Consider the following 22591-nt stretch of genomic DNA (forward strand, 5'->3'; position numbering starts at 1 on the left):
GCCATTATTCTCGGACACGGGCGATCCCCAGCAGGTCATACACGTTCCGCATCAGATCCAACTCTTGGTAGGGCTTGCCCAGATAACGTTGCACGCCGATCTCGAAGGCACGCTGGCGATGCTTCTCGCCACTGCGCGAGGTGATCATCACGATCGGCACCGCCTTGAAGCGCGGATCGGCCCGCATCGCGGTCGCCAATTCGTAGCCGTCCATGCGCGGCATTTCGATATCCAGCAGCATCAGGTCCGGCACGCGCTCTTCGAGCAGCTCCAGCGCCTCGACACCATCGCGTGCGGTGGTGACATCCAGGTTGTGGCGTTCCAGCACGCGGCTGGTGACCTTGCGCATGGTCAGCGAGTCGTCCACCACCATCACCAACGGTACCTGGCGCTGTGCTTCGGCCGGGGTTTCCAGTGCCGGACGTGCCGGCTGGGTGAGGTAACGGCGCACCAGCGGTGAGACGTCCAGGATCACCACCACACGGCCATCGCCGGTGATGGTGGCGCCGTAGATGCCCGGCACCGAGGCAATCTGCAGGCCCACCGGCTTGACCACGATTTCGCGGTTGCCCAGCACCTGGTCGATCGCCACGGCGGCGCGCAGATCACCGGCACGCACCAGCAGCAACGGCACCTGCGCCTGGCCATCGGCACGCGCAACCGGCTGGCCGACCAGCGAGCCCAGGTCGTGCAGCACGTATTCCTCGCCTGCGTAGTGGTAGCCGCCCTCGCCCGACTCGTAACGGGTGCGCGAGATGCGGCCGATACCGCTGACCGAACCCACCGGCACCGCGAAGGTGGTTTCGCCGATCCGCACGAACACCGCCTGGGTGACCGCCAGCGTCTGCGGCAGGCGCAGGGTGAAGGTGACGCCCTGGCCGCGCACCGAGTGGATGTCCACCGAGCCGCCGAGCTGACGCACTTCGTTGCGCACCACGTCCATGCCCACGCCACGACCAGCCAACTGACTGACCTGGTCGAAGGTGCTGAAGCCGGACGCGAAGATCAGGCCATCCAGTTCGGCCTCGCTGAGCTCCTGGCCGGGCTCGATCAGGCCGCGCTGTTCGCCACGGCGACGGATCGCCTCGCGGTCCAGCCCGGCGCCGTCGTCGGCCACTTCCAGCACGATTTCCGAGCCTTCGCGGCGCAGACGGATTGCGATGCTGCCCTCTTCCGGCTTGCCCGCATCGCGGCGTTGCTCGGGCGTTTCCAGCCCGTGCGCCACCGAGTTGCGCAGCATGTGTTCCAGCGGCGCGACCATGCGGTCGAGCACGTTGCGGTCCAGTTCGCCCTGGGTGCCTTCCAGCACCAGATGCACCTGCTTGCCGGTCTCGGTAGCCGCCTGGCGCACCACACGGCGCAGACGCGGCACCAGGCCGTCGAACGGCACCATGCGCGCACGCATCAGGCCGTCCTGCAGTTCGGAACTGACGCGCGACTGCTGTTGCAGCAGGCCGTCGTACTGACGCGAGAGGTCTTCCAGCACCCCTTGCAGGCCGCCCAAGTCGGCCGCCGATTCGTTCAACGCGCGGCTGAGCTGCTGCAGGGTGGAGAAGCGGTCCAGTTCCAGCGGATCGAAGGTGCGATCGCCCTGGTCCTGCTCACGCTGATAGCGCGCAACGATCTGCGCTTCGGTTTCCAGATCCAGACGGCGCAACTGGTCGCGCAGACGGGCGTTGGTGCGATCCAGTTCGCCCATGGCGCCGCGGAAGGCGCCCAGCTGCTGTTCCAGCCGCGAACGGTAGATCGCCACTTCGCCGGCGTGGTTGACCAGACGGTCGAGCAGATCGGCGCGCACGCGCACCTGCTCCTGCTGCACACGCGGCAGGAAATCCTCTTCGACCTGACCATCCACCGGGATCGGTGCCGACAGCGGTGCCGGCTCGACCGAGGCCTTGGCGATGGCACGCACATCGGCATCGGTTTGCGGCGCGGTGCTACGGCCACGGGTGCGGGTTTCGAAGGCTTCCACCAGGTCGGTCGGCATCGCCACGGCGCGGTGCATGCCGGTGCGGGTCAACAACTGGTGCAGGCGATCGAAGCCGCGCTCGAACAGCCGCACGTCATCGCGATCGATGTCGGTGCGGTTGGCCGCCACGGCTTCGAGCAGCGATTCGATCGCATGACCGAGATCGCCGATGGCGTTGATGCCGGCCATGCGCGCGCCGCCCTTGAGCGTGTGCAGATCGCGCTGCAGTCCGTTGAGGACATCGCGGTCTTCCGGTACTTCTCGCATGCGGGCGATCAGGCCATCGCAATGGTCGAGCAGGTCGCGGCCTTCCTCGACGAAGATGTCGACCAGTTCGCCATCGAGCTCGTCGAAGTTGAGCGGGCCGATATCGAAGGCAGCGCCGGCATCGCTGGCGGTGGTGTCGGCCGGTGCGGCCTCTTCCACCGGCGCACTGAAGGCCACCGGCGCGGTGTCTTCTTCTGCGCTGGCTGCTGCATCTTCTGCGGTGACGGCGGGCTCTTCCTGCGCGACCTGTTCGACGTGCTCGTCCTGCTCGGCGTGCTCGTCACGCGTGGCGTCGCGCAACTGCGCAGCGTACTGATCGCTGCTGCCATCGGCAGCTTCGGCGAATTGGTCGTTGCTGCTGTCCGCACCGCCAGCGGCGGCGTCCTGCGCCGGTGCAGCGTCGGCAATCGCCTCGCTCGGCAAGGTGTCGGCCAGCGGATCGCCGGCTTGTTCCACACGGTCGGCGACCTGCGCCATCTCGAACGCCTGCACCGACTCGATGGTCTGCGCCGGCACGCTGTCGCCTGCCTCTGCGTGCTCCCGCGGTGCGTCGTCCAGTTGCGCTGCGTCGGTCTCGCTGGATGCGGCAAATGCATCGAGTGGCTGCGCGCCATCCACCGCCAGCAACGCGGCCTCGTCAGCCACCTGCTGGTCGTGATCGTGGGCGGCGGCGCCGTCCTGCGTGTCGAAGTGCTCGGACGGCTGCACGTGGTCGTGCGGCAGTTCGTGCTGCTCCTGCTGCCCGGAATCCTGCATCGCGTGCGTGGTGTCCACGCTATCCAGTGCGGCGGTTTCCGGTGTCCATTCTTCGGCTACCGGCGCATAGGCACCATCGTTCGCGTCGGTCCCGGCGTGCACCGCTTCCAACGCGTCGATCGTCTCGACCGACGTATCGGCCGCGTGTTCGTCGCGATCTTGATCTTGCTGCCCGGCATGCTCACCCAGAGCATCGGCGTCGGCGTGCGTCTGCTCGGAAGGCTGTTCGCCCTGCTCGGCCTGCAGGTCGCTCGACGCGTGCTGCTCGGCCTGCGCCTCATCCAGCGACGGCACGTCCAGAGTCTGCGCATCGCCCAGGCGTGCTTCGGCCTCGGCAAGTTCATCGACGGCCACCGCATCGCTCGCCGCAAAGGTCGCGGCCTCTGTCTCGGCGTGCGCGGTGCGCTCGGCCTGGTCAGCTGCGCGATCCGTCGTCGCATCCTCGTGCGTCCGATCACCAGCATGCGCATCGACATCGGCCGGCGCGGTGGTCTGCAGATCGGTCGCGTCCCAGGCATCGGCGGCAAGCACCGGTTCGTCGGCAACCGTGTCCTGGGCGGTGGTCAGTTCGGCATCGGCATCGCTGTCGGCCTGCTGGGTGTTCTCCAGCGAGGCATCGGCCGACATCGGCACCGCGTCGATCGCTTCACGCAGTTGCTGTTCGAGCTCGGCGGTGTCGCTGATCGCTTCGCGCGGCGCGGCGTCGTCCAGCGACAGCGCGCTGCTGTCGTCGGCTTCGGCGGTGGCCAGTTCGTCGACTGCAATTGGCGCGTCGTCCTGCGGCTGGGCGTCCAACGCCGCGTCGCCGGTGGTCTGTGCAGATATATCGCCGGTGGTCGCCAAGGCATCCGCATCGACGTAGCGCGACAGGTCTTCCACACCCGTCAGTTCGATGCCGGCGGTGTCCTGCGCGGTATCCACCTCTTCCAGTTCGTCCAGGAACACCTGTGGCGGCCACTGCGCTTCCGGCAGCTCGTCCACCAGCCCGCGCAGGCGCTCGGTGAGCGGCGCGAACGACGGAATCAGCGGCGCATCGGCGCGCAGCGCGGTCACCGTGGTGGCGATCGCCGCCGCGGTGGCAGCCAGCGCTTCCACGCCCTCTGCAGACGGCGTGGCCGACGCGCCGAGCAGGCGCTTCACATAGCTTTCGGCCGGCGTGGTGACCAGGGTGATTTCCGGCACGTCGGTCATGGCGAACGCGCCGCTCATGGTGTGCACGGCACGCAACAGTTCTTCGGTTACCAACTGCGGGCCGTGCTGGGCGGCCTGCAGCCAGCCGTGCACGGTTTCCAGATGGGTGGCGACTTCCGCTTCCAAAATTTCGCGCAACACGCTGTCCACCGACGCGGGCGTGCCTTCGGTGATCGGCGCGGTGCCGGCGGGCAGCGCCGGGATCACCGGCGCCTCGGCCACGGCCTGCACGGCGGGCACGTAATAGGCTTCTTCGCCAGCGGCCACGCGCTCGGCCACGGCCTGGATGTCCGGCAAATCGGCGCTGATGCGGCCCTGGTCGCGCAGTGCGGCGTTGAACTGCGGCAGCACCGCGTAGGCCAGTTCGACCATCGCCACCACCGCCGGGCTGGCCGGCCGCGAGTTGTCGAGCACGCGGTTAAGCATGCTCTCGATCTTCCAGCTGAACTCGCCGAGTGTGCTGGCGCCCACCAGACGGCCACTGCCCTTCAGGGTGTGGAAGACACGGCGGATCGGGCGCAGGTTTTCCTGGCTGTGCGGCGCAGCGCGCCACACCGGCAGCAGCTGCCCCAGGTTGACCAGTTCCTCGTCGAATTCTTCCAGGAATACGTCGCGGATGTCGTCATCGATATCGCTGTCGCCGAAGCCGCCGAAAATACCGGCCTCTGCCGCGACCGGCGCAGGCGCGTCTGCAACCGGCATCGCTGCCGCATCGGCGGTTGCCGGCGTGGCGGGTGCGCCATCAACGTCGAACTGTTGGGCAGCGGCATCCAGCTGCGCCAGGAACGCGGCAGACGCATCGTCCAGCTCGAATTCGCTGACCGTGGCCTGCTGTACGCGCGGGCCCGCGGCCTCGGTGGTCGGTTCGGCCGGTTCCGGCGTCGGCTCAGGCGCCGATTCCACGAACGGGTTGTCGTCTTCCTGCGGGGGCGGCGGCGAGAACGCATCCTCGAGGCTGCCGGCACGCTGCGACTGCACCGGGGTGATGAACTCCAGCGGCGCAATGGTGTCTTCGCCCGGCAGGTCGATCTGCTCGATCTGCAGCGGAGCCTCCTCGGCCACCACCGGCACGACAGGCACGTCCTGTTCCAGCGCACTCAGATCGACGGTATAGCTGACCTGCGCGGCCTCGGCATCGCTGCCGTCCTGCTCGGCCGAGACCGGGTCGAACGCCGACAACGTCGGCGGTGCGCTCTGCTCGGTGGTGTCCAGCTGCCAGCTGCCCGACGCCTGCGCGCCGTCATCGGACAAGGCCACCGGGGTAATGGTGAAGGGCACGTGCGACTGGCCGGACACGGTTTCTTCCGCAGCCACCGGGTCGAACGAGAACACGCTGTCGGTTGCCGCAGCGCCGGTGTCCTGCACCGCGCTGTCGGCAAACGGCGCTTCATGCACGGTCTCGCTGGCCCATTCCAGCGACGCAGCGGGCGCGGCGTCGTTGGCGGCCGGGTTCGGCTCGCTGAGCTGCTGTGCGAACGGCACCACCGCAGGCTGCGGTTCGGCCGCGCCAGGTTGGTCGGCACCCACCGGCAGTTCGGACGGCTGGCCCGACGGCAACGGCCAGTAACGCAGGGTTTCCAGGCTGTTGCGGGTGATGTCGAGGATTTCCTCGCGGCCGGGACGGCGCTCGCGCAGGGCTTCCAGGTAGTACTCCAGGCTGGCCATGGCATCGGCCAGGGTGTCCAGCTGGCGACCACTGGGAACGCGCTGCTTGCCGATCAGTTCCAGATCGACATAACGGCGCACGCCTTCCAGGTAATCGGCGGCCTGCGGCAATTCCAGAATTCGCAGCGCACCGCCCACTTCGCCCAGCAGATGCGGCACGTCGGTGAGGCGGGCGTGGTCCCAGTTGGTTTCGATGAAGGCGACGAAGTGTTCGCGCGCGGCACCGAAGTTGGCAATCGCTTCCTGCGCCAGCACGTCGACCGTGCGACGCACTTCCGACGCGCTGGCACTGGTGCTGGCTTCATCGCCGGCTTCGCCGACGTCGGCACCGAGGCTGGCGACCTGATCGTCCAGCGAGGCATCCACGTACAGCAGCGCGCCGGCAATATCCAGCAGCACGCCTTCGTCCATCTGCACCTGGCCATCGACCACGCGGGCCAGCGCATCACGCTGCTGCACCACCACGTTGCGTGCAACACCCAGGCCCATCATGCCCAGCGTGTCGGCCACGCTGCCGAGTTCCTTGACCTGGGTCTGCAGCTCGGCGATGTCGCCACCGGTGCGCAGATGCAGGTCCAGCGCGTCCTTGACGCGCAGCAGTTCTTCCTTGACCGCATTGCCGACGGTGTCGAGCAATTCGCGGTTACGTCCGCTCAGGCTGCCGCGGGCGTGATCCAGCTCGGCCTCGGTGGCAACACCGGCCTGCGGATCGAAGGCGAACAGCACGCTCTCGTTGAGACCCGGCTGGCCGCGCGTGGCACGGATCTCGTTGAGCAGCGGCAGCAGCACGATCGGAATGTCGCGGTGGCCGTTTTGCAGGCGCTCCAGGTAATCGGGCAGCAGCACGGTGCCGCGCATCAGCATCGCGCAGGCCTCGTCGCGGTCGCTGACCTCACCGGCCTGCACCGCGTTGGCGAGCAGTTCCAGTTCTTCGGCCACCATCGCCGGCGCGTACAGCTCGACCATCCGCAACGTGCCCTGCACCTGGTGCAGATAGCCCGCGCAGAACCGCATCCGACTGGTGTCGGACGGTTCTTCGGCGAAGTACTCGATCTCGTTGCGCGCCTGGCGCAACGTTTCATCCAGCTCCGGCTTGACCCAGCCCAGTGCGGCGTGGCTCATCGCATCGCGAAGCGCACTCATTGCAGCCCCCTGACAACGACCGCACGACCGCAATTGCGGCGCTTGGCCCATTCCTGCATCGACGTAACGCGACTACGCGCCATCTGCTGATCCTTTCCCGTTCCGCGTCGTGGTCACGCCGGCAGCTTGAAGTCGGCAACCGAACGGCGCAGATCGGCCGCCAGCTGGGCCAGATTGCCGATCGACGCGGCCGTCTTGCCTGCACCCTGCGAGGTCTGACTGGTGATCTGACGGATCACGCCCATGGTCTGTGTGATGTCCGCCGCCGCAGCGGACTGCTGGTGCGCGGCGATGGAGATGTTCTTGATCAAGTTGTTCAGTGCGTTGGACACGCGCTCGATTTCGGTCAGCGCGGTGCCGGCGTCTTCGGCCAGGCGTGCACCGGACACCACTTCGGAGGTGGTCTGCTCCATCGAGCTGACCGCTTCGTTGGTATCGGCCTGAATGGTCTGGACCAGGCCTTCGATGCGTCGGGTCGCACTGGAGGTGCGTTCTGCCAGGCGTTGCACTTCGTCGGCCACGACCGCGAAACCGCGACCGGCCTCGCCTGCCGAGGCGGCCTGCACCGCGGCGTTGAGCGCCAGGATGTTGGTCTGCTCGGAAATGTCGTTGATCAGTTCCACGATCGAGCCGATTTCCTGCGAAGACTCGCCCAGGCGCTTGATGCGCTTGGAGGTTTCCTGGATCTGGTCGCGGATCTGGTCCATGCCCTGGATCGTCTCGCGCACCACGCCGGCACCCTCGGCGGCGATCACCACCGAGCGCTGCGCCACTTCGGCCGACTCGGTGGAGTTGCGCGACACCTGCTCAATACTGGCGGCGATTTCGCTGATGCGCTCGGAAGCGGTGGTGATCTGGTTGGCCTGCTGGCCGGCCGCATCGGCCAGCTGCATTGCAGTGGCCTGGGTTTCCTCGGTCGACACGGCCACCTTGGCCGAGGTGTCGTTGATCGTGGTCACCAGGTGGCGCAGCTCGTCCACGGCGTAGTTGATTGCGTCGGCGATGGCGCCGGTCATGTCCTCGGTCACCGAGGCCTTCACGGTCAGGTCGCCCTCACCGAGCGAGCTGATTTCGTCCAGCAACCGCATGATGGCCTGCTGGTTACGGCTATTGAATTCCACCTGTGACTGGTAGCGCACGTCCTGCTCGCGCGAGCGCGCACGCACCGTACTCCACACGAATCCGATAATCGCCAGCAGCGCCAGCAAACCGGAGACCACGCCCAGCCAGAAGTTAGGGAACAGGCGCGTGTCGCGCACCGAACCGAACGCGGAGAATGCGTCGAACAGCTTCTTGCTGTCGTCGAGCATCTTGCTCGAGCCGGCGGTCAGCGCCGCGGCCGAGGACTGCGCGGCGAACAGATTGCGCGAGCTGGCCAGAATGGCGTCGACGTCCTTCTTCATCGTCGTCCACTGCGCCTGCGACTGCTCCAGTGCCGACAGCGCGGCCGGGTTACGCACCGCGGCAATGCCGAGTTCGTCGTTACCGGCTCGCAGGCCCTCAAGCATCTGCGTGAACACCACCGAGTCGCGTGCCAGCGCGTCGCCCGAGGACGCCGCATTGGCGCCACCAGCGCGCATTTCGGTCACCCGGCGCGCCATGGTGCCGGCGACCACGACCTGCTGCAGCGTGTTGTAGATCTGCGACGCGGGCGCGCCGCTGACAGTCATCGCGCGCACCACTTCGTTCAACTGCGCCTGCAGCTGCGGCACGCTGCCGGAGAAGCGGTCGGCATTGCCGGCCAGGCCGAGCACGGCCGGTTCGCTGGCGATCACCTGGTCGGCGTTCTTGCTCAGCGGCACCCAGGTCGACTTGAGTTGCGCCATCGCGCCAGAGACCGAGCCTTCCTGGCCGTAGCGGCCATCCAGTTCGCTCACTGTGCTGTCGATGCGGCCCTTGGTCTCCTTGAACGCGGCATAGGCCTTGGCGTCACCGGAGACCGCTTCGCGGCCCTGGTTGGCCAGCTGTTGCGAGAGCACCTGCAGGTCGGCCGCGCCGGTGCTGGCACCGGCCAGGCGGCTGCCTTGCCAGGTGGCGACGCCGGTATTGGCGCCGAACACGATCATCGACAACACCAGCAGGCCAAGCCAGAAGCTGGTACTGACGCTGCCGAGCTTATTGGTCTTGCGGGCGTCCGGGGCGGTACTCATGGTTCGACCTCGATCTGTATGACGTGGCGGGGTCGCGGCTTAGGCCGCGGCCTGCCGGAATTCAGGAGTGCGTGACAGCAACGCCAGGGAGAACACACCCCAGTCCTGCGTCTCGTTGCGGAAAGCACGGTCGATGAAGTGGGCGTAGCGGCCTTGCGCCAACTCGCCCGGTTCGACCGCCTGCGCCTGTTCGAAGCTGCGCTGGCCGTACAGCTCATCGATGGTCAGCGCGACGTCGCCGCCGCTCTGACGCATGATCAGCACGCGCTGGCCTTCCTGCAGCACCGTGCGCCGGCCCTCCAGGAACTGCTTCAGATCGATCACCGGGAACAGGTTGCCGCGCAGGTTGCCCACGCCCAGCAGCCAGGGTTGCGCGCCCGGCACCGGCGTCACCGGCGGCATCGGCACGATTTCGGCGACTTCGCGGAAATCCGAGACCAGCCGGCGGGTGCCAACGCGATACCCCACGCCACGCCAGATATCGGCCGAGAACTGACGTTCGGGCAGCGGCGTGGCATGCGCAAGGCTACGGCGCTCGTAGTCTTCGAGAATGTCGAATGGAGAACGCATCAACGCACCAGTTGTTTGATGCGCGCGATCAGATCGTCCTCGCGCGGCGGCTTGACGATGTAGTCACTTGCACCCTGCCGCAATCCCCAGGCCTTGTCCGTTTCCATGCCCTTGGTGCTGACCAGCAGCACGGGGATGTCCTTGGTTGCCTGATCGCGCGCAAGTGCACGTGTGGCTTGGAAGCCGCTCATGCCGGGCAGCACCACATCCATCAGCACCAGATCGGGCGCCTGGCTGCGAATCAGCTCAAGTCCCTCTTCGGCGTTGTCGGTGGCGACGACCGTATGGCCAGCTTTTTCCAGCCATTGACTGAAGACTGCCCGGTCGGTGGGCGAGTCCTCGATCAATATGATTCGAGCCATGTTGCCTTTCCCCCTGGTCAGGCGTTGACGTACGTACGGATCGCGCTCAGTAGTTCTTCACGGGTGAATGGCTTGGTCAGATATTGCTCGGAGCCGACGATGCGGCCGCGTGCCTTGTCAAACAGGCCATCCTTGGAAGACAACATGATCACCGGCGTCGACTTGAAGAGCTGGTTGCCCTTGATCAACGCGCACGTCTGGTACCCATCCAGGCGCGGCATCATGATGTCCACGAAAATGATCTGAGGTTGCTGGTCCGCAATTTTGGCCAGTGCCTCGAATCCGTCCGTCGCTGTCACCACTTCACAGCCTTCGCGCTTGAGCAGCGTTTCGGCAGTGCGGCGAATGGTCTTCGAATCATCGATAACCATCACCTTCAGTCCTGCGAGTTCCCCACCCGCAGCCATGTTTTCAGTCATGCAAATATCCCCGGGCGCGCGACGCTTCATCCCTTCCGACGTCGCTACGAAACTACATGTATATCCCAAGACCCGCATCGACTGTCAAGGGTGCGTTGCCGGGCCCCCGCCAGGCGGACGTTCCGACCGCAGCAGGGCGCCCTTGGACCGGGAAGTCGCGCATTCGCAACCCGCCGGGCGCGCCATCGCCCACCGCTTGAAGTTACCATCGGCAGCTTGTTCTAAAGGTTTAGCCCCATGTCGCTCGACGTCGTTGTGGTGATGGATCCCATCGCCTCCATCAAGATCGCCAAAGACACCACCTTCGCCATGTTGCTGGAAGCCCAGCGCCGTGGTCACCGCCTGCATTATGTGCGCCCCGGCGGACTCAGCCTGCATGAAGGACGCGCCGTGGCGCAGGTCGCGCCGCTGAGCGTGCGCGAGGACAAGGCCAGCTGGTTCACCCTGGGCGCGTTCACCGAGCTGGTGTTTGGTCCCGGCCAGGTGGTGCTGATGCGCAAGGACCCGCCGGTGGATGCCGAGTTCATCTACGACACCCAGGTGCTGGCCGTGGCGCAGCGCGCCGGTGCCCAGGTGGTCAACGACCCGCAGGGCCTGCGCGACTACAACGAGAAGCTGGCCGCGCTGCTGTTCCCGCAGTGCTGCCCGCCGACCCTGGTCAGCCGCGACGCGGCCGCGCTGAAGGCGTTCGTGCTCGCACATGGCCAGGCGGTGCTCAAGCCGCTGGACGGCATGGGCGGGCGCTCGATCTTCCGCAGCGGCACCGGCGACCCCAATCTCAACGTGATCCTGGAAACGCTGACCGATGGCGGCCGCAAGCTGACCCTGGCGCAGCGCTTCATCCCCGACATCACTGCCGGCGACAAGCGCATCCTGCTGGTGGACGGCGAGCCGGTGGACTACTGCCTGGCACGCATCCCGCAGGGCGACGAGTTCCGCGGCAACCTGGCCGCCGGCGGCCGCGGCGAAGGCCGCCCGCTGTCCGAGCGCGACCGTTGGATCGCCGCGCAGGTGGGCCCGGAAATGAAACGCCGCGGCATGCGCTTCGTGGGCCTGGACGTGATCGGCGATTACCTCACCGAAGTCAACGTCACCAGCCCCACCTGCGTGCGTGAGCTGGATGCGCAGTTCGGGCTCAATATTGCCGGGCTGCTGTTCGATGCGATCGAGGCCGGCACCGCGCAATGAGCACGGCCGCGGCCTTGCCTGCACCGATGGACGAACGCCAGCGTCTGACCGCGACGCTGGTGATCTCGCTGCTGCTGCATGGCCTGCTGATCCTGGGTGTGGGCTTTGCGGTGAGCGAAGACGCACCGCTGGTGCCCACCCTGGATGTGATCTTCAGCCAGACCAGCACCCCGCTGACGCCCAAGCAGGCCGACTTCCTGGCCCAGGCCAACCAGCAGGGCGGCGGCAACCACGACACCGCGCAGCGCCCGCGCGACAGCCAACCGGGCGTGGTACCGCAAGACCGCAACGGGCTGGCGCCGCAGGCGCAGCGCGCCACCACCGTGCAGGCGCCCTTGCCGACGCAGACGCGGGTGGTGTCCAGCCGCCGCGGCGAACAGGCCGTGCCGACGCCACAACCCAATCCGCAGACCGACCCGCTCTCGCCTGCCGACGCGCAACGCGTGCAGCGCGATGCCGAGATGGCGCGGCTGGCGGCCGAGGTGCATCTGCGCTCGGAGCAGTACGCCAAGCGCCCCAACCGCAAGTTCGTCTCTGCCAGCACCCGCGAGTACGCCTACGCGAACTATCTGCGTGCCTGGGTGGACCGCGCCGAACGGGTCGGCAACCTCAATTACCCTGACGAAGCGCGCCGCCGCCGGCTAGGCGGCAAGGTGGTAATCACCGTTGGCGTGCGCCGCGACGGCAGCGTGGAAAGCAGCCGCGTACTGGTCTCCAGCGGCACCCCGGTGCTGGATGCGGCCGCCTTGCGGGTGGTGCAACTGGCACAGCCGTTTCCGCCGCTGCCGCGCAGCAAGGACGATGTCGACATCCTGCAGGTCACCCGGACCTGGTTGTTCCTGCCCGGCGGCGAATTGCACGACGACCGCTGAGCGTGCATCCGCGAGGGGCTGAATGGGCACTGCCTGGGCACGCGCTGCTGGTCAATCGGTAGCGTCTTGATGAGCGCCCACATTGCGCGCTGGAGTGCAGCGCGCTTCGATGTGTGCGACTGGCCTTGGCTGCGCATACGTAAAGATGCAGGACGCCGGGCGATTGATCGCCTTCGTTGGCTTAGACGCGCTTCGCAGGTGCTATCAGAGCACCTGAGCTGCTTCGTAGAGGCGATCGGCCAATGCGACGATCTCGGCGGCATCCTGCACCCGTTCACGCCAGGCCGCCGGAATGCCGTCGATGCCGTAGAACGCGCCGGCCAGTTGCCCGCAGATCGCTGCGGTGGTGTCGGCGTCGTCACCGAGGTTGGCCGCGCGCAGCACTGCATCGGCAAAGGTGTCTGTGGTGGCGAAGCACCACAACGCCGCCGACAACGCATCGACCACGTAGCCGGTGCCGCGGATCTGCGCACGTGCCACGGATGCATGCACGCGCACCAACAGCGCGCCAATTGCCGGCGTCACCAACGATTGCGACGGCAACGCGGCTGGCCGCAACACCTCATCGCGGCCGCTGCCGAGCAGCGCCGCACGCAGCTGGAACGCAAACAGGCGGCACGCATCCAGCGCCTCTGGCGCGGCATGGGTGGTGCGTGAGCTGTCTGCGGCGCGCTCGCCCAGTTGCTCGGGACGCTGCGCGTAAAACATCGCCACCGGGGCCAGACGCATCAGCGAGCCGTTGCCCGCCGAGCGCGGGTCGTCGCTGCCGCTGAAAGCCGGGCCGCCATCCAGATAGCGCTCCAGCGCCTGGCGGACGGTGCCGCCGATATCGAAACAGGTGCCGGTGCTGCTGAGATAACCGTGCTGGTACCAGTTGCAATAGCGGTTCATCTGATCGGCGGCGTCGAAGCCCTGCCGATACAGCAGGCTGTGCGCCAGGCACAGCGCCATGGAGGTGTCGTCGGTCCATTGCCCGGCGCGCAAGGCGAACGGCCCGCCACCGTGCATGTCAGTGATCGGGGTGAAGCTGCCGGGCGCGCAGAATTCCAGCGTGGTGCCAACTGCATCGCCCACCGCCAGTCCCAGCAGGCAACCGCGGAAACGCGCCTGTACCGTTGCACTATTCATCAACGTGGAACCGCCGCCGCCTTCGCTGCGCGTGCGGCCTGCTGTTCGACCAGGGTGAGCGCGACGTTGTCACGCAGATAGGCCGGCTCCACCCGCTCCGGCGCCACGCCTTCGCCGCGCAGCGCTGCAGGCAGCGCCAAGGTCAGCAGGTCCGCGGCATGTGGCAGCGCAGCCGCATCCACGCTGGACAGGCGGCCGGCGAAGCGTTGCTGCAGCGGCATCTCGCCGGCAGCCAGGCCGGTACCGACGCCGGCCCACTGCGGTGTGCTTTGCGGCAGCAGCACGGCTTCCGGCGCGCAGACCACTTCGGACCCGAGCGTCAGTAGCGCCTCGCCCTGACGCTCGAACAGCCCGGCATACACCTCGCCCATCCGCGCATCGATGCAAGCCAGCACATGGCTCGCCTCGGCCGGTGCGCGCAGTGCCAAGACCTGCAGGGTGGAGATGGCGAGCACCGGCAGATCCAGTGCCAATGCAATGCCCTGCACGATACCGATCGCCAGGCGCACGCCGCTGAAGGCACCGGGCCCGCGGCCCACTGCAATCGCATCCAGCTGGCGGCGGCTGATGCCGGCTTCGGCAAGCAGCTGCTCGGCCCAGGGCAGCGCCAGCTCCGCGTGCCGGCGTGGCGCGAGTTCGAAGCGCTCACGTACGGCTCCATCGACATGCAGCGCGACGGAGCAGGCTTCGGTGGAGGTTTCGAATGCGAGGATTTTCATGGGCGAGAACCGTGAATCAGGGACCGGGAATCGGGGCCCGGAGAGACGCAAAGTTTAACTGATCGACCTGGGGCGCCCGAGTCGGGGCGTAAGCCGGGTCGTAACGGGTTGGCGGAGGGCGGCATGCGGCGGGGCGTCTATGTCGATGGATGACGCCACGTGCTGCGGTGACGGGAGGCTCGCAGCAGCACTGACTAAGAGCGGCTAACAAAACGCAGCGAGCAGCCGTCAGGTGGGTGCGGACGGCGCGGAGGAACCGGAGTGTCCATGGGTACATGCCGATTCCGAGCACCGGCCGCGCCCGCCTGCCGGCTGCGCAGTCGTTTTGATAGCTGCTCTAAGATTTGCATCAGCGGCGACCGTGCGGCAGTGCCGCTGTCGGCAGCGCCTTTGGCACAGTTCGGCATGCGTACCTGCAGCAGTCTTCGCAGCGAATCCATCCACGCGCAGCGACGCAATCGCCACTAACCGCTGCTCAGTCGGGCAGCAACGTCGCAATCTCTGATCCGGCCTGCCCAGTCTCCGGCCCCGAGCCGAAAAACGCACGCACATCATCGATCTCGCGGGTGCGCGAAAATGGCGGCAACGAATTCAGGAAGGTACGCCCGTAGCCCTTGTTCAGTAGCCGCGGGTCGCATAAGACCAGCACGCCGCGATCGGTTTCGCTGCGGATCAGCCGGCCCACACCCTGCTTGAGCGCGATCACCGCCTGCGGCAATTGTTCATCGCGGAAGGGATTGCCGCCGTCGCGGCGGATCGCATCCAGGCGTGCCTCGAATACCGGATCGTCGGGTGCGGCGAACGGCAGCTTGTCGATCACCACCACGCTCAACGCATCGCCAACCACATCCACGCCCTCGCGGAAGCTGGCCGAACCCAGCAGCACGCCATTGCCCGAGGTGCGAAAACGCTGCAGCAAGGTCGCGCGCGGCGCCTCGCCCTGCACGAACAACGGCCACGGCCCATCGCGCAAGGCTTCGGCCGCTTCACGCAGGGCGCGGTGCGAGGCGAACAGCAAAAACGCGCGGCCATTGGAGGCTTCCAGCACCGGATGCAGTGCGGCGATCAGCGCCGTGCCGAAACCGCGCGCTGCCGGGTCCGGCAGATTCGGCGGCAGATAACACAGCGCCTGACGCGCCCAATCGAACGGGCTGGGCTGCAGCAAGGTGATCGGGTCGTTCAAGCCCAGCCGCAAGGCGATGTGGTCGAACTCCCCGCCCACCGCCAGCGTGGCGGAGGTAAACACCCACGCCGCCTGCGATTTTTCGCGGTGCTCGCGCAACGGGCCGGACACATCCAGCGGCGTGCGCTGGCAACGAAAGCCGCGCGGGCTGAGCTCGTACCACAGCACGTCGTTGTCCACCGTTTCCGGCAGGTCCTGTTCGAAATCCGGCACCGGCACGTCTTCGCCCAGCCAGCGCGACAGGCGATTGAGCGCCTCCTGCGCACGCGCCGTGCAGCCGTCAAACCCCGGCGAAGCCTCGCGCAACGGCAGCAACGCCTCGCCCAGCCGCGCCAGCGCGGACAGCACCGCATCGAAGCCCTCGCGCACCTGCGGCTTGGCCAGCGCGCGCCATTGCGTGCCGCGCGGCGGCAGGCCTTCCATGCCTGCGCGTAGCCCGCGCAGGGCGTCGTCCAGCGCCAGGATCGGCGCCTGCAGGCTGGCCTGCGCGCCGGCCACCAACCGCGCCTCCACCATGCAATCACGAGCCAGTTCCTGCCATGGCCGCATGCCGAAGCTCTCGCCAAAGAAATTGGCCGCCAGTTCCGGCAGCTGATGCGCCTCGTCGATCACGAAGGCCTGCGCGCCCGGCAGGATTTCGCCAAACCCCTCCTGCTTGAGCGCCAGATCGGCCAGCAGCAGATGGTGGTTGACCACCACCAGATCGGCCGCCTGGGCACGCTGCCGCGCCTGCACCACGAAACATTCCGAATAGAACGGGCATTCCGTGCCCAGGCAGTTGTCGACGGTGGAGGTGACCATCGGCAGCAGCGGCGAGTCGTCCGGCAATGCATCCAGCTCGGCCATGTCACCGAACTGGGTGCGCCCACTCCAGGCCACGATGCGCTGGAACTGGGTGACCTGCTCGGGGCTGGCAAACCGGGGTTCACCACGCGCCTGCTGGGTGCGGTATTTGCACAGATAATTGGCGCGTCCCTTGAGCAGCGCACTGCGCAGACCGATGCCAAGCGCGGCGCGCACGCGCGGCAGATCGCGATGGAACAGTTGGTCCTGCAGCGCGCGCGTGCCGGTGGAGACGATGGTCTTCAGCCCGGACAACAACGCCGGCACCAGATACGCATAGGTCTTGCCGGTACCGGTACCGGCCTCGGCCAGCAGCACGTCGCGCTGTTCGAAGGCCTCGGCAATGGCGCCGGTCAGGCGCAACTGCGCGGCACGTGGCGCGAACGCGTCGAGCTGGCGCGCGAGCGCCCCGCCTTCGCTAAGCGCCTCGATGCTGGCAGTGGCAAGTTGGGACATGACGGACGACGACAGCGTGGGGAACGCAACAGCCTAACGCGTGCGCGCGGCCGCTGCCTTGGCGGGGCATGGCGGATCGCACGCCAGGCGATACTGTTGAAGGACGAGCATGAGCGTGAAGGACGGGCCTGGGCGCGGAGCCTGTTGCGGGCGGCGTGGCACCACGCGACTGCCGGCCTCAACGTGAGGCGCTAATCGTTGGCGGCCACGGGCCGGATTGGAGCTTGAATGCGCTACCCGGCTGCAGACGCCGCGCCTTGGGGCACGCCGTGGTCTCCAGGACCTTCCGGCCTACCGGCACGGTTTCGGACCATCGGCATGACTTGCCAGGCAGCCACGAGCGAACGAGACAAACAGCAGGCCGTTGACTGTGCGCATCCTCAAGGCTGCGAGCAGCGCTTCGCACATGCCACCTAACCGCCCGCACACATCAACGCGTCGCAGGCGGCCGCGCGCGCCGTGCCTCACCCCACTCCCAGGGCGGCTACCCGCCCTGCAGCTCGATCAATACCGCTTCACGCCCGGCACCGTGCACCCGACGATCTGCGCCTTGGCCGAGGCCGCGTTTTCTTTTTCGCCACGCGCCAAGCGCGCCTGTTCGATGGTCGCCCAATGACGGCGGCACAGCGGGCCGGTCTTGGAACCCAGTTCGATGGCCTGCTTGGCAAAGCGCTCGGAGGCATTCCAATCGCCCTGCAACACGGCCACTTCGGCGCGCTCCTGCAGAATCGCCGGGTCACCGGACACCAGGCCCAGTGCCTGATCGAGCGCCGCCGCCGCCGCGGCCAGGTCGCCGATCTGGCGCTTGGCCTTGGCGGTTTCGCGCAGATCGTCCACTTGCGGGTCGCGCAGCGGCTGCACCGACAGCTCGGTATCGTCGACGCCGGCTTCGCGTTCGATCAAGGCCAGCCGTTGCGCCGGGGTGGTGGTGTCCACCGGCGCCGGTGGTGGCGCGGGCGGCGCGCTGATGCAGGCGGTCAGGGTGGCGAGGACGCCAACAAGGGCAAGCAAACGGTGCAATCGGATCATGAGTCGTTCCTGTCAGTGCGCAGGTGGGGGCGAGGCAGGTGCGGCCGCGGGCGTTTCGGTCTTCTTGTCCAGACCGAAGAACCGGCGCCAGCCGCCGCCGCTGGATTGCTCGGCCGGTGCGCTGCCGTCGGCAGGCGCCTCTTCGATGGACGGTGCGTTGCCGGCGCACGACGCGTATGCGGGGGTGAAGCCGACCACGAACGGGAATTGGCGCGCACCGGGGCAACCCGCATCGGTCACGCCGATGCCGCTGGCGTCCACCCACTGCCAATCCAGGCCCTTGCCGCTGACCTTCAACGGCGCGCTTGGCAGCCGCGCAAAGATGCTCGACCACACCCGCATCGAGCCGGTGGCACCATACAGACCGGTTTCGGCGTTCTGGTCGTTGCCCATCCAGATCACCGCCAGATGGTCGCCGGTATAGCCGGCATACCAGCTGTCGCGGCCATCGTTGGAGGTGCCGGTCTTGCCGGCCGGCGACAACCGCCCCAGGCCATCGCCGAGCAACTGGCGCGCGGTACCACCGCTGACCACCTGCTGCAGACCGATGCTGATCAGGTTGGCGGCGACCGAATCGCCTTCCTGCGCAGGCGCCGGGGTCTTGTCGTAGCGCTTGAGCAACTTGCCCTGCGGATCGAGCACGCCGCGCACCGCATGTAGCGGCTGGATCTCGCCACCGGCGGCCAGAAACTGGTACAGCTGCGCCATGCCATACGGGCTCTGGTCGGTAGCGCCCAGGATCAACGAAGGATTGGTCTCGGCCTTGATGCCGGCCAGCACCTGGATCAGCTGCGCCACGCGCTCCGGACCCACCTGCATGCCCACCCGCACCGTGGCCTGGTTGTACGAATGCGCCAGCGCATCGATCAGGCGCACCGTGCCATGGCTGCGGTTGTCCGAATTGCCGGGCGACCAGGTCTTGCCGCGCGCAAGCTGCACGGTCACCGGGGAATCGTCGACCCAGCTGGACAACGCCCAACGGTCAGGCGAGGCCAGTGCCAGCAAGTAGACGAAGGGCTTGAGCAGCGAGCCGACCTGGCGCTGCGCTTCCACGGCGCGGTTGAACCCGGGCTTGGCCACGTCGCGGCTGCCGACCACCGCCAGCACATCGCCGTTATGCACGTCGGTCAGCACCAGGCCGGCCTGCAACGGCGGGCGCTTCTTGTTGTCCAGCCGCTTGATGGTGCCGGTCACCGCACCTTCGGCATACGCCTGCGCAGACGGCGACATGCCGGTGAGCACGCTCATGCCAGCGCCTTGCAGCACGCTTTCCGGGTAGTCATGCGCCAGTTGCCGGCGCACCAGGTCCACGTAGGCCGGGAAGCGATTGGCGGCGACCAGGCCCGGCTCTTTGGGCACGCCGAGCGGCGCGGCCAGCGCGCGCTTGTACTCGGCCTCGTCGATGAGATTGTTCTCGCGCAGTTTGCCCAGCACGAAGTTGCGCCGGTCCAGCGCGCGTGCGGGGCTGCGTCGCGGGTCGTAATACGACGGCCCCTTGACCAGGCCGATCAGCAGCGCGACCTGTTCGGTGGTCATCGAGCCCAGCTCGCGGCCGAACCACAGCTCTGCACCGGACGACACGCCATGTACGGCCTGCCCGCCGCGCTGGCCCAGGTACACCTGGTTGAGATACGCCTCCAGGATGGTGCGCTTGTCGTAACGCGCCTCCATGATCACCGCGTACAGGATCTCGTTGAACTTGCGGGTGACCGTCTGTTCCTTGCCGATGCCGAGCAGGCCGCTGCGCGCGAGCTGCTGGGTCAGCGTGCTGGCACCCTGACGCACCTGGCCGCCGGAGCGCGCCATGATCCAGGCCGCGCGCACCATGCCGCTCAGGTCGATGCCGTGGTGGCTATTGAAATCGCGATCTTCCACCGCCTGCAGGCCGGTGACCAGCAGCTCGGGCACTTCTTCCATGCGCACCAGGCGGCGCTCTTCCTGCTTCTGGCCATACAGCGTGGCAATGCGTGCCGGATCCAGCCGCGCGCTCTTGAGCGCCTTGCGGTCGGCCGCATCGCGCACACTGGCTACCCGTCCAGCGGACAGCGCAACCTCGATCCGACGCGCCGGCACCTGCCCGTCCACGTCGATATAGCCACGGCTGGCAATCACGAAGCGGCTGCCGTCCTGCTGATAGGTGCCCGCCAGCTTGCCCAGCCCGTCATCACGGTAGGACGCCGCGTCCAGCTCGGTCTTCAGCGTGGCTGCGTCCAGCGCCTTGCCCGGCACCAGCACCAGTGGCCGGCCGTACACACGCGTGGGGATCTGCCAGCGCAGTTCCCCGAAACGCTGGGTCACCTGCTTGTTCAGATACATCGTGTACGGGATCAGGAAACCGAGCGCCAGCGCGAATGCCGCCAGGCTCCAGACGATCAGCCTGCGTTGCCAGCGGGAGCCTTGTTCGGCGGAGTCGTCCTCGAAATCGTCGGGAGCGTCGTGATCGTAGCGTCGGGGCACAGGGATGCGAGAATGTAGAGTCCGGCGAGTCTAGCGCAGCCCTGTCGTGGCTGCGGCGTGCCGGACCCTGTGGCTTAAGCTGGAGTTCCAACGGAATGTCGATGTCCTTGGCCGATGCGCGCTATCTGTTCAATCGCGTGCTTGGCCTGATCCACCGCAGCGTCGCCAGCATGCGGACCCGCGGATGGCGCGCCACCTGGCAGCGCATCCGCGTGCACACGCAGGCGCCGCCGGTCGCGCTCGGCACGCCGCTGTGGTTGCCCGAGGCTGCGCCATTTACGGCATTTGCGGTGCCGCACAGCGCCACGCCGCAGGTGACGGTGGTGATTCCGGTGTACAACCAGATCGCGCACACACTCGCCTGCCTGCGTGCACTGGCCGCGCATCCACCGGCGCTGGGCATCGAGATCGTGGTGGTGGACGACGGCAGCAGCGACGCCACCGCTACCAATCTGCCGCACGTACAGGGCCTGCACTACCACCAGCGCGCACGCAACGGCGGCTTCATCGCTGCCTGCAACGACGGCATTGGGCTGGCACGCGGCGACTACGTGGTGCTGCTCAACAACGACACCGTGCCGCAGCCGGGCTGGCTGGACCGGTTGATCGGCACCTTTACCGCGCATCCATCTGCCGGCCTGGTGGGCGCACAGCTGGTGTATCCGGACGGGCGCTTGCAGGAATCCGGCGGCGTGGTGTTCGGCGATGGCAGCGCCTGGAGCTACGGGCGCTTCGAGTCCGCTGAGGATCCGCGCTACGCCTACGTGCGGCAGATGGACTATTGCTCCGGCGCGGCGATCGCGCTGCCGCGTGCGCTGCTGCAGACCTTGGGTGGGCTGGATCGGCGCTACATGCCAGCGTATTACGAAGACACCGACCTGGCCTTCGCGGTGCGTGCCGCAGGGCACAGCGTGCTGGTGCAGCCGGCTAGCGTGGTGGTGCATGACGAAGGCACCAGCAACGGCACCGACACCCGCACCGGCGTCAAGGCGTATCAGGTGCGCAACCGCAGCGTGTTCGCCGAAAAATGGCAGCAGGTGCTGCAGGCGCAGTTGCCGGTTGGCAGCGTGCCCGACCCCGCCAGCCTGCACCGCCACCAACGCCAGGTCCTCATCCTGGACGAATGCGTGCCGCAGCCGGACCGTGACTCCGGTTCGTTGCGGCAGTTCAACCTGATCCGCCTGTTGTGCGCCGAAGGTGCACACGTGGTGTTCGTGCCCACCCGTCGCGAGCATGCCGGCCGCCACACGCAGGCCTTGCAGCAACTCGGCGTGGAAGTCTGGTATGCGCCGTTCCTGGAAGGCATCGGCACCTGGCTGCGCACGCATGGCCCACGTTTCAGCGCGGTGCTGCTGGTGCGCCACCACGTCGCCCATGCCTGCCTGCCACTGCTCAAGCGTTACGCGCCGCAGGCACGCACCTTGTTCGATACGGTGGATCTGCACTATCTGCGCGAGCGCCGTGGCGCCGAGCTTACCGGCGACGCCAACCTGCTGCGCAGCGCCGAACGTACGCGCCTGCGCGAGCTGGAGATCATGGCGGCCACCGACGTGACCGTGCTGGTGTCGGCGGCCGAGCAGGCACAGCTGCACGCGGATGCACCACAGATCCGCACCGCCCTGCTCTCCAATTTGCACGAGGTTGCCGGCAGCGGCCAGCCGTTCGCGCAGCGGCGCGATCTGGTGTTTGTCGGCGGCTTCCGGCATCCACCGAACGTGGATGCGGTGCAGTGGTTCATCAGTGCGATTTTTCCGCTGGTGTGCGCGCAGTTGCCGGACGTGGTGTTCCACTGCATCGGCGCCGACGTGCCCGCCGCGCTGCAGTTACTGGCCGATGAAACGCCGGGCGTGCAGTTGCATGGGCACGTGCCGGATCTGGTGCCGTACATGGACACGCTGCGTATTGCAGTGGCGCCGCTGCGCTTCGGTGCCGGCGTCAAGGGCAAGATCAACCTGAGCATGGCGCACGGCCAGCCAGTGGTGGGCACCACCTGCGCGGTGGAAGGCATGCACCTGCACGATGGCGAGGACGTGTGCGTGGCAGATGAAGCAGATGCGTTCGCCGCCGCCATCGTGCGCCTGTATCAGGACGCCGCGCTCTGGCAACGCCTGGCCGACAACGGCCTGCGCAATGTGGCGCAGCATTTTTCGCTGGATGCCGCACGCGCGACGGTGCGGACTTTGTTTATCGCTGAGTGAGGCGAGGTGGGCGTGCATGCGCCGTT

13 protein-coding genes and 1 other RNA gene are annotated in these 22591 nt (G+C 67.3%); 3 read left to right on the forward strand and 11 right to left on the reverse strand.

The genetic code is table 11. From position 1 onward, the window contains the following. Window positions 1-4: 4 nt before the first annotated feature. The 5 genes from XCC_RS15135 to pilG all read right to left on the reverse strand — a co-directional run bounded on the left by XCC_RS15135 (window position 5) and on the right by pilG (window position 10492). Entirely contained in the window at window positions 5-6991 is a 6987-nt protein-coding gene (locus tag XCC_RS15135; RefSeq protein WP_165442009.1) for an Hpt domain-containing protein, read from the reverse strand. A gap of 113 nt (window positions 6992-7104) precedes the next feature. Continuing rightward, a complete protein-coding gene (locus tag XCC_RS15140) occupies window positions 7105-9141 on the reverse strand; it encodes a methyl-accepting chemotaxis protein (protein ID WP_011038045.1) in 2037 nt (678 codons plus the stop codon). Window positions 9142-9180: 39 nt separating this feature from the next. Then, window positions 9181-9711 carry a chemotaxis protein CheW gene (locus tag XCC_RS15145; RefSeq protein WP_014508568.1) on the reverse strand — a complete coding sequence of 177 codons (531 nt, stop codon included), beginning with the start codon at window positions 9709-9711 and terminating at the stop codon, window positions 9181-9183. Then, on the reverse strand, window positions 9711-10073 hold the full coding sequence (locus XCC_RS15150) for a response regulator (protein WP_011038047.1): 363 nt from the start codon (window positions 10071-10073) through the stop codon (window positions 9711-9713). Before XCC_RS15150 ends, XCC_RS15145 begins: the two co-directional genes overlap by 1 nt. 17 nt (window positions 10074-10090) lie before the next feature. Then, complete coding sequence (gene pilG / locus XCC_RS15155; RefSeq protein ID WP_011038048.1) at window positions 10091-10492, reverse strand: twitching motility response regulator PilG; 402 nt, start codon at window positions 10490-10492, stop codon at window positions 10091-10093. Window positions 10493-10729: 237 nt separating this feature from the next. Between pilG and gshB the strand changes: the two genes are divergently transcribed. Continuing rightward, window positions 10730-11680 (forward strand): glutathione synthase, encoded by a 951-nt coding sequence (gene gshB / locus XCC_RS15160; protein ID WP_011038049.1) that lies wholly within the window; start codon window positions 10730-10732, stop codon window positions 11678-11680. Then, window positions 11677-12552, forward strand: a complete 876-nt coding sequence (locus tag XCC_RS15165; protein WP_011038050.1) for an energy transducer TonB family protein — start codon at window positions 11677-11679, stop codon at window positions 12550-12552. Before gshB ends, XCC_RS15165 begins: the two co-directional genes overlap by 4 nt. A gap of 204 nt (window positions 12553-12756) precedes the next feature. On the opposite strand, the gene XCC_RS15170 is transcribed toward XCC_RS15165, so the two are convergent. The 6 genes from XCC_RS15170 to mrcB form a co-directional block, all read right to left on the reverse strand. Next, entirely contained in the window at window positions 12757-13680 is a 924-nt protein-coding gene (locus XCC_RS15170; RefSeq protein WP_011038051.1) for an ADP-ribosylglycohydrolase family protein, read from the reverse strand. Then, window positions 13680-14399, reverse strand: a complete 720-nt coding sequence (gene tsaB, locus XCC_RS15175) for a tRNA (adenosine(37)-N6)-threonylcarbamoyltransferase complex dimerization subunit type 1 TsaB (RefSeq protein ID WP_011038052.1) — start codon at window positions 14397-14399, stop codon at window positions 13680-13682. Before tsaB ends, XCC_RS15170 begins: the two co-directional genes overlap by 1 nt. A gap of 202 nt (window positions 14400-14601) precedes the next feature. After that, window positions 14602-14676, reverse strand: a non-coding RNA gene (locus XCC_RS15180) — sX9 sRNA. A gap of 198 nt (window positions 14677-14874) precedes the next feature. Beyond that, window positions 14875-16881: an ATP-dependent DNA helicase gene (locus tag XCC_RS15185; RefSeq protein ID WP_011038053.1), complete on the reverse strand. Its 2007-nt coding sequence runs from the start codon at window positions 16879-16881 to the stop codon at window positions 14875-14877. A 504-nt stretch (window positions 16882-17385) separates the two neighbouring features. After that, complete coding sequence (locus tag XCC_RS15190; protein WP_011038054.1) at window positions 17386-17910, reverse strand: hypothetical protein; 525 nt, start codon at window positions 17908-17910, stop codon at window positions 17386-17388. A gap of 12 nt (window positions 17911-17922) precedes the next feature. Beyond that, window positions 17923-20367, reverse strand: coding sequence for a penicillin-binding protein 1B (gene mrcB / locus XCC_RS15195; protein ID WP_011038055.1), 2445 nt, complete (start codon window positions 20365-20367; stop codon window positions 17923-17925). A 95-nt stretch (window positions 20368-20462) separates the two neighbouring features. Here mrcB and XCC_RS15200 point away from each other — a divergent pair, with 95 nt between their 5' ends. Further along, window positions 20463-22565, forward strand: a complete 2103-nt coding sequence (locus XCC_RS15200) for a glycosyltransferase (protein WP_019237395.1) — start codon at window positions 20463-20465, stop codon at window positions 22563-22565. Window positions 22566-22591 lie beyond the last annotated feature (26 nt).

It is taken from the genome of Xanthomonas campestris pv. campestris str. ATCC 33913 (assembly GCF_000007145.1).
Classification (GTDB): Bacteria; Pseudomonadota; Gammaproteobacteria; order Xanthomonadales; family Xanthomonadaceae; genus Xanthomonas; species Xanthomonas campestris.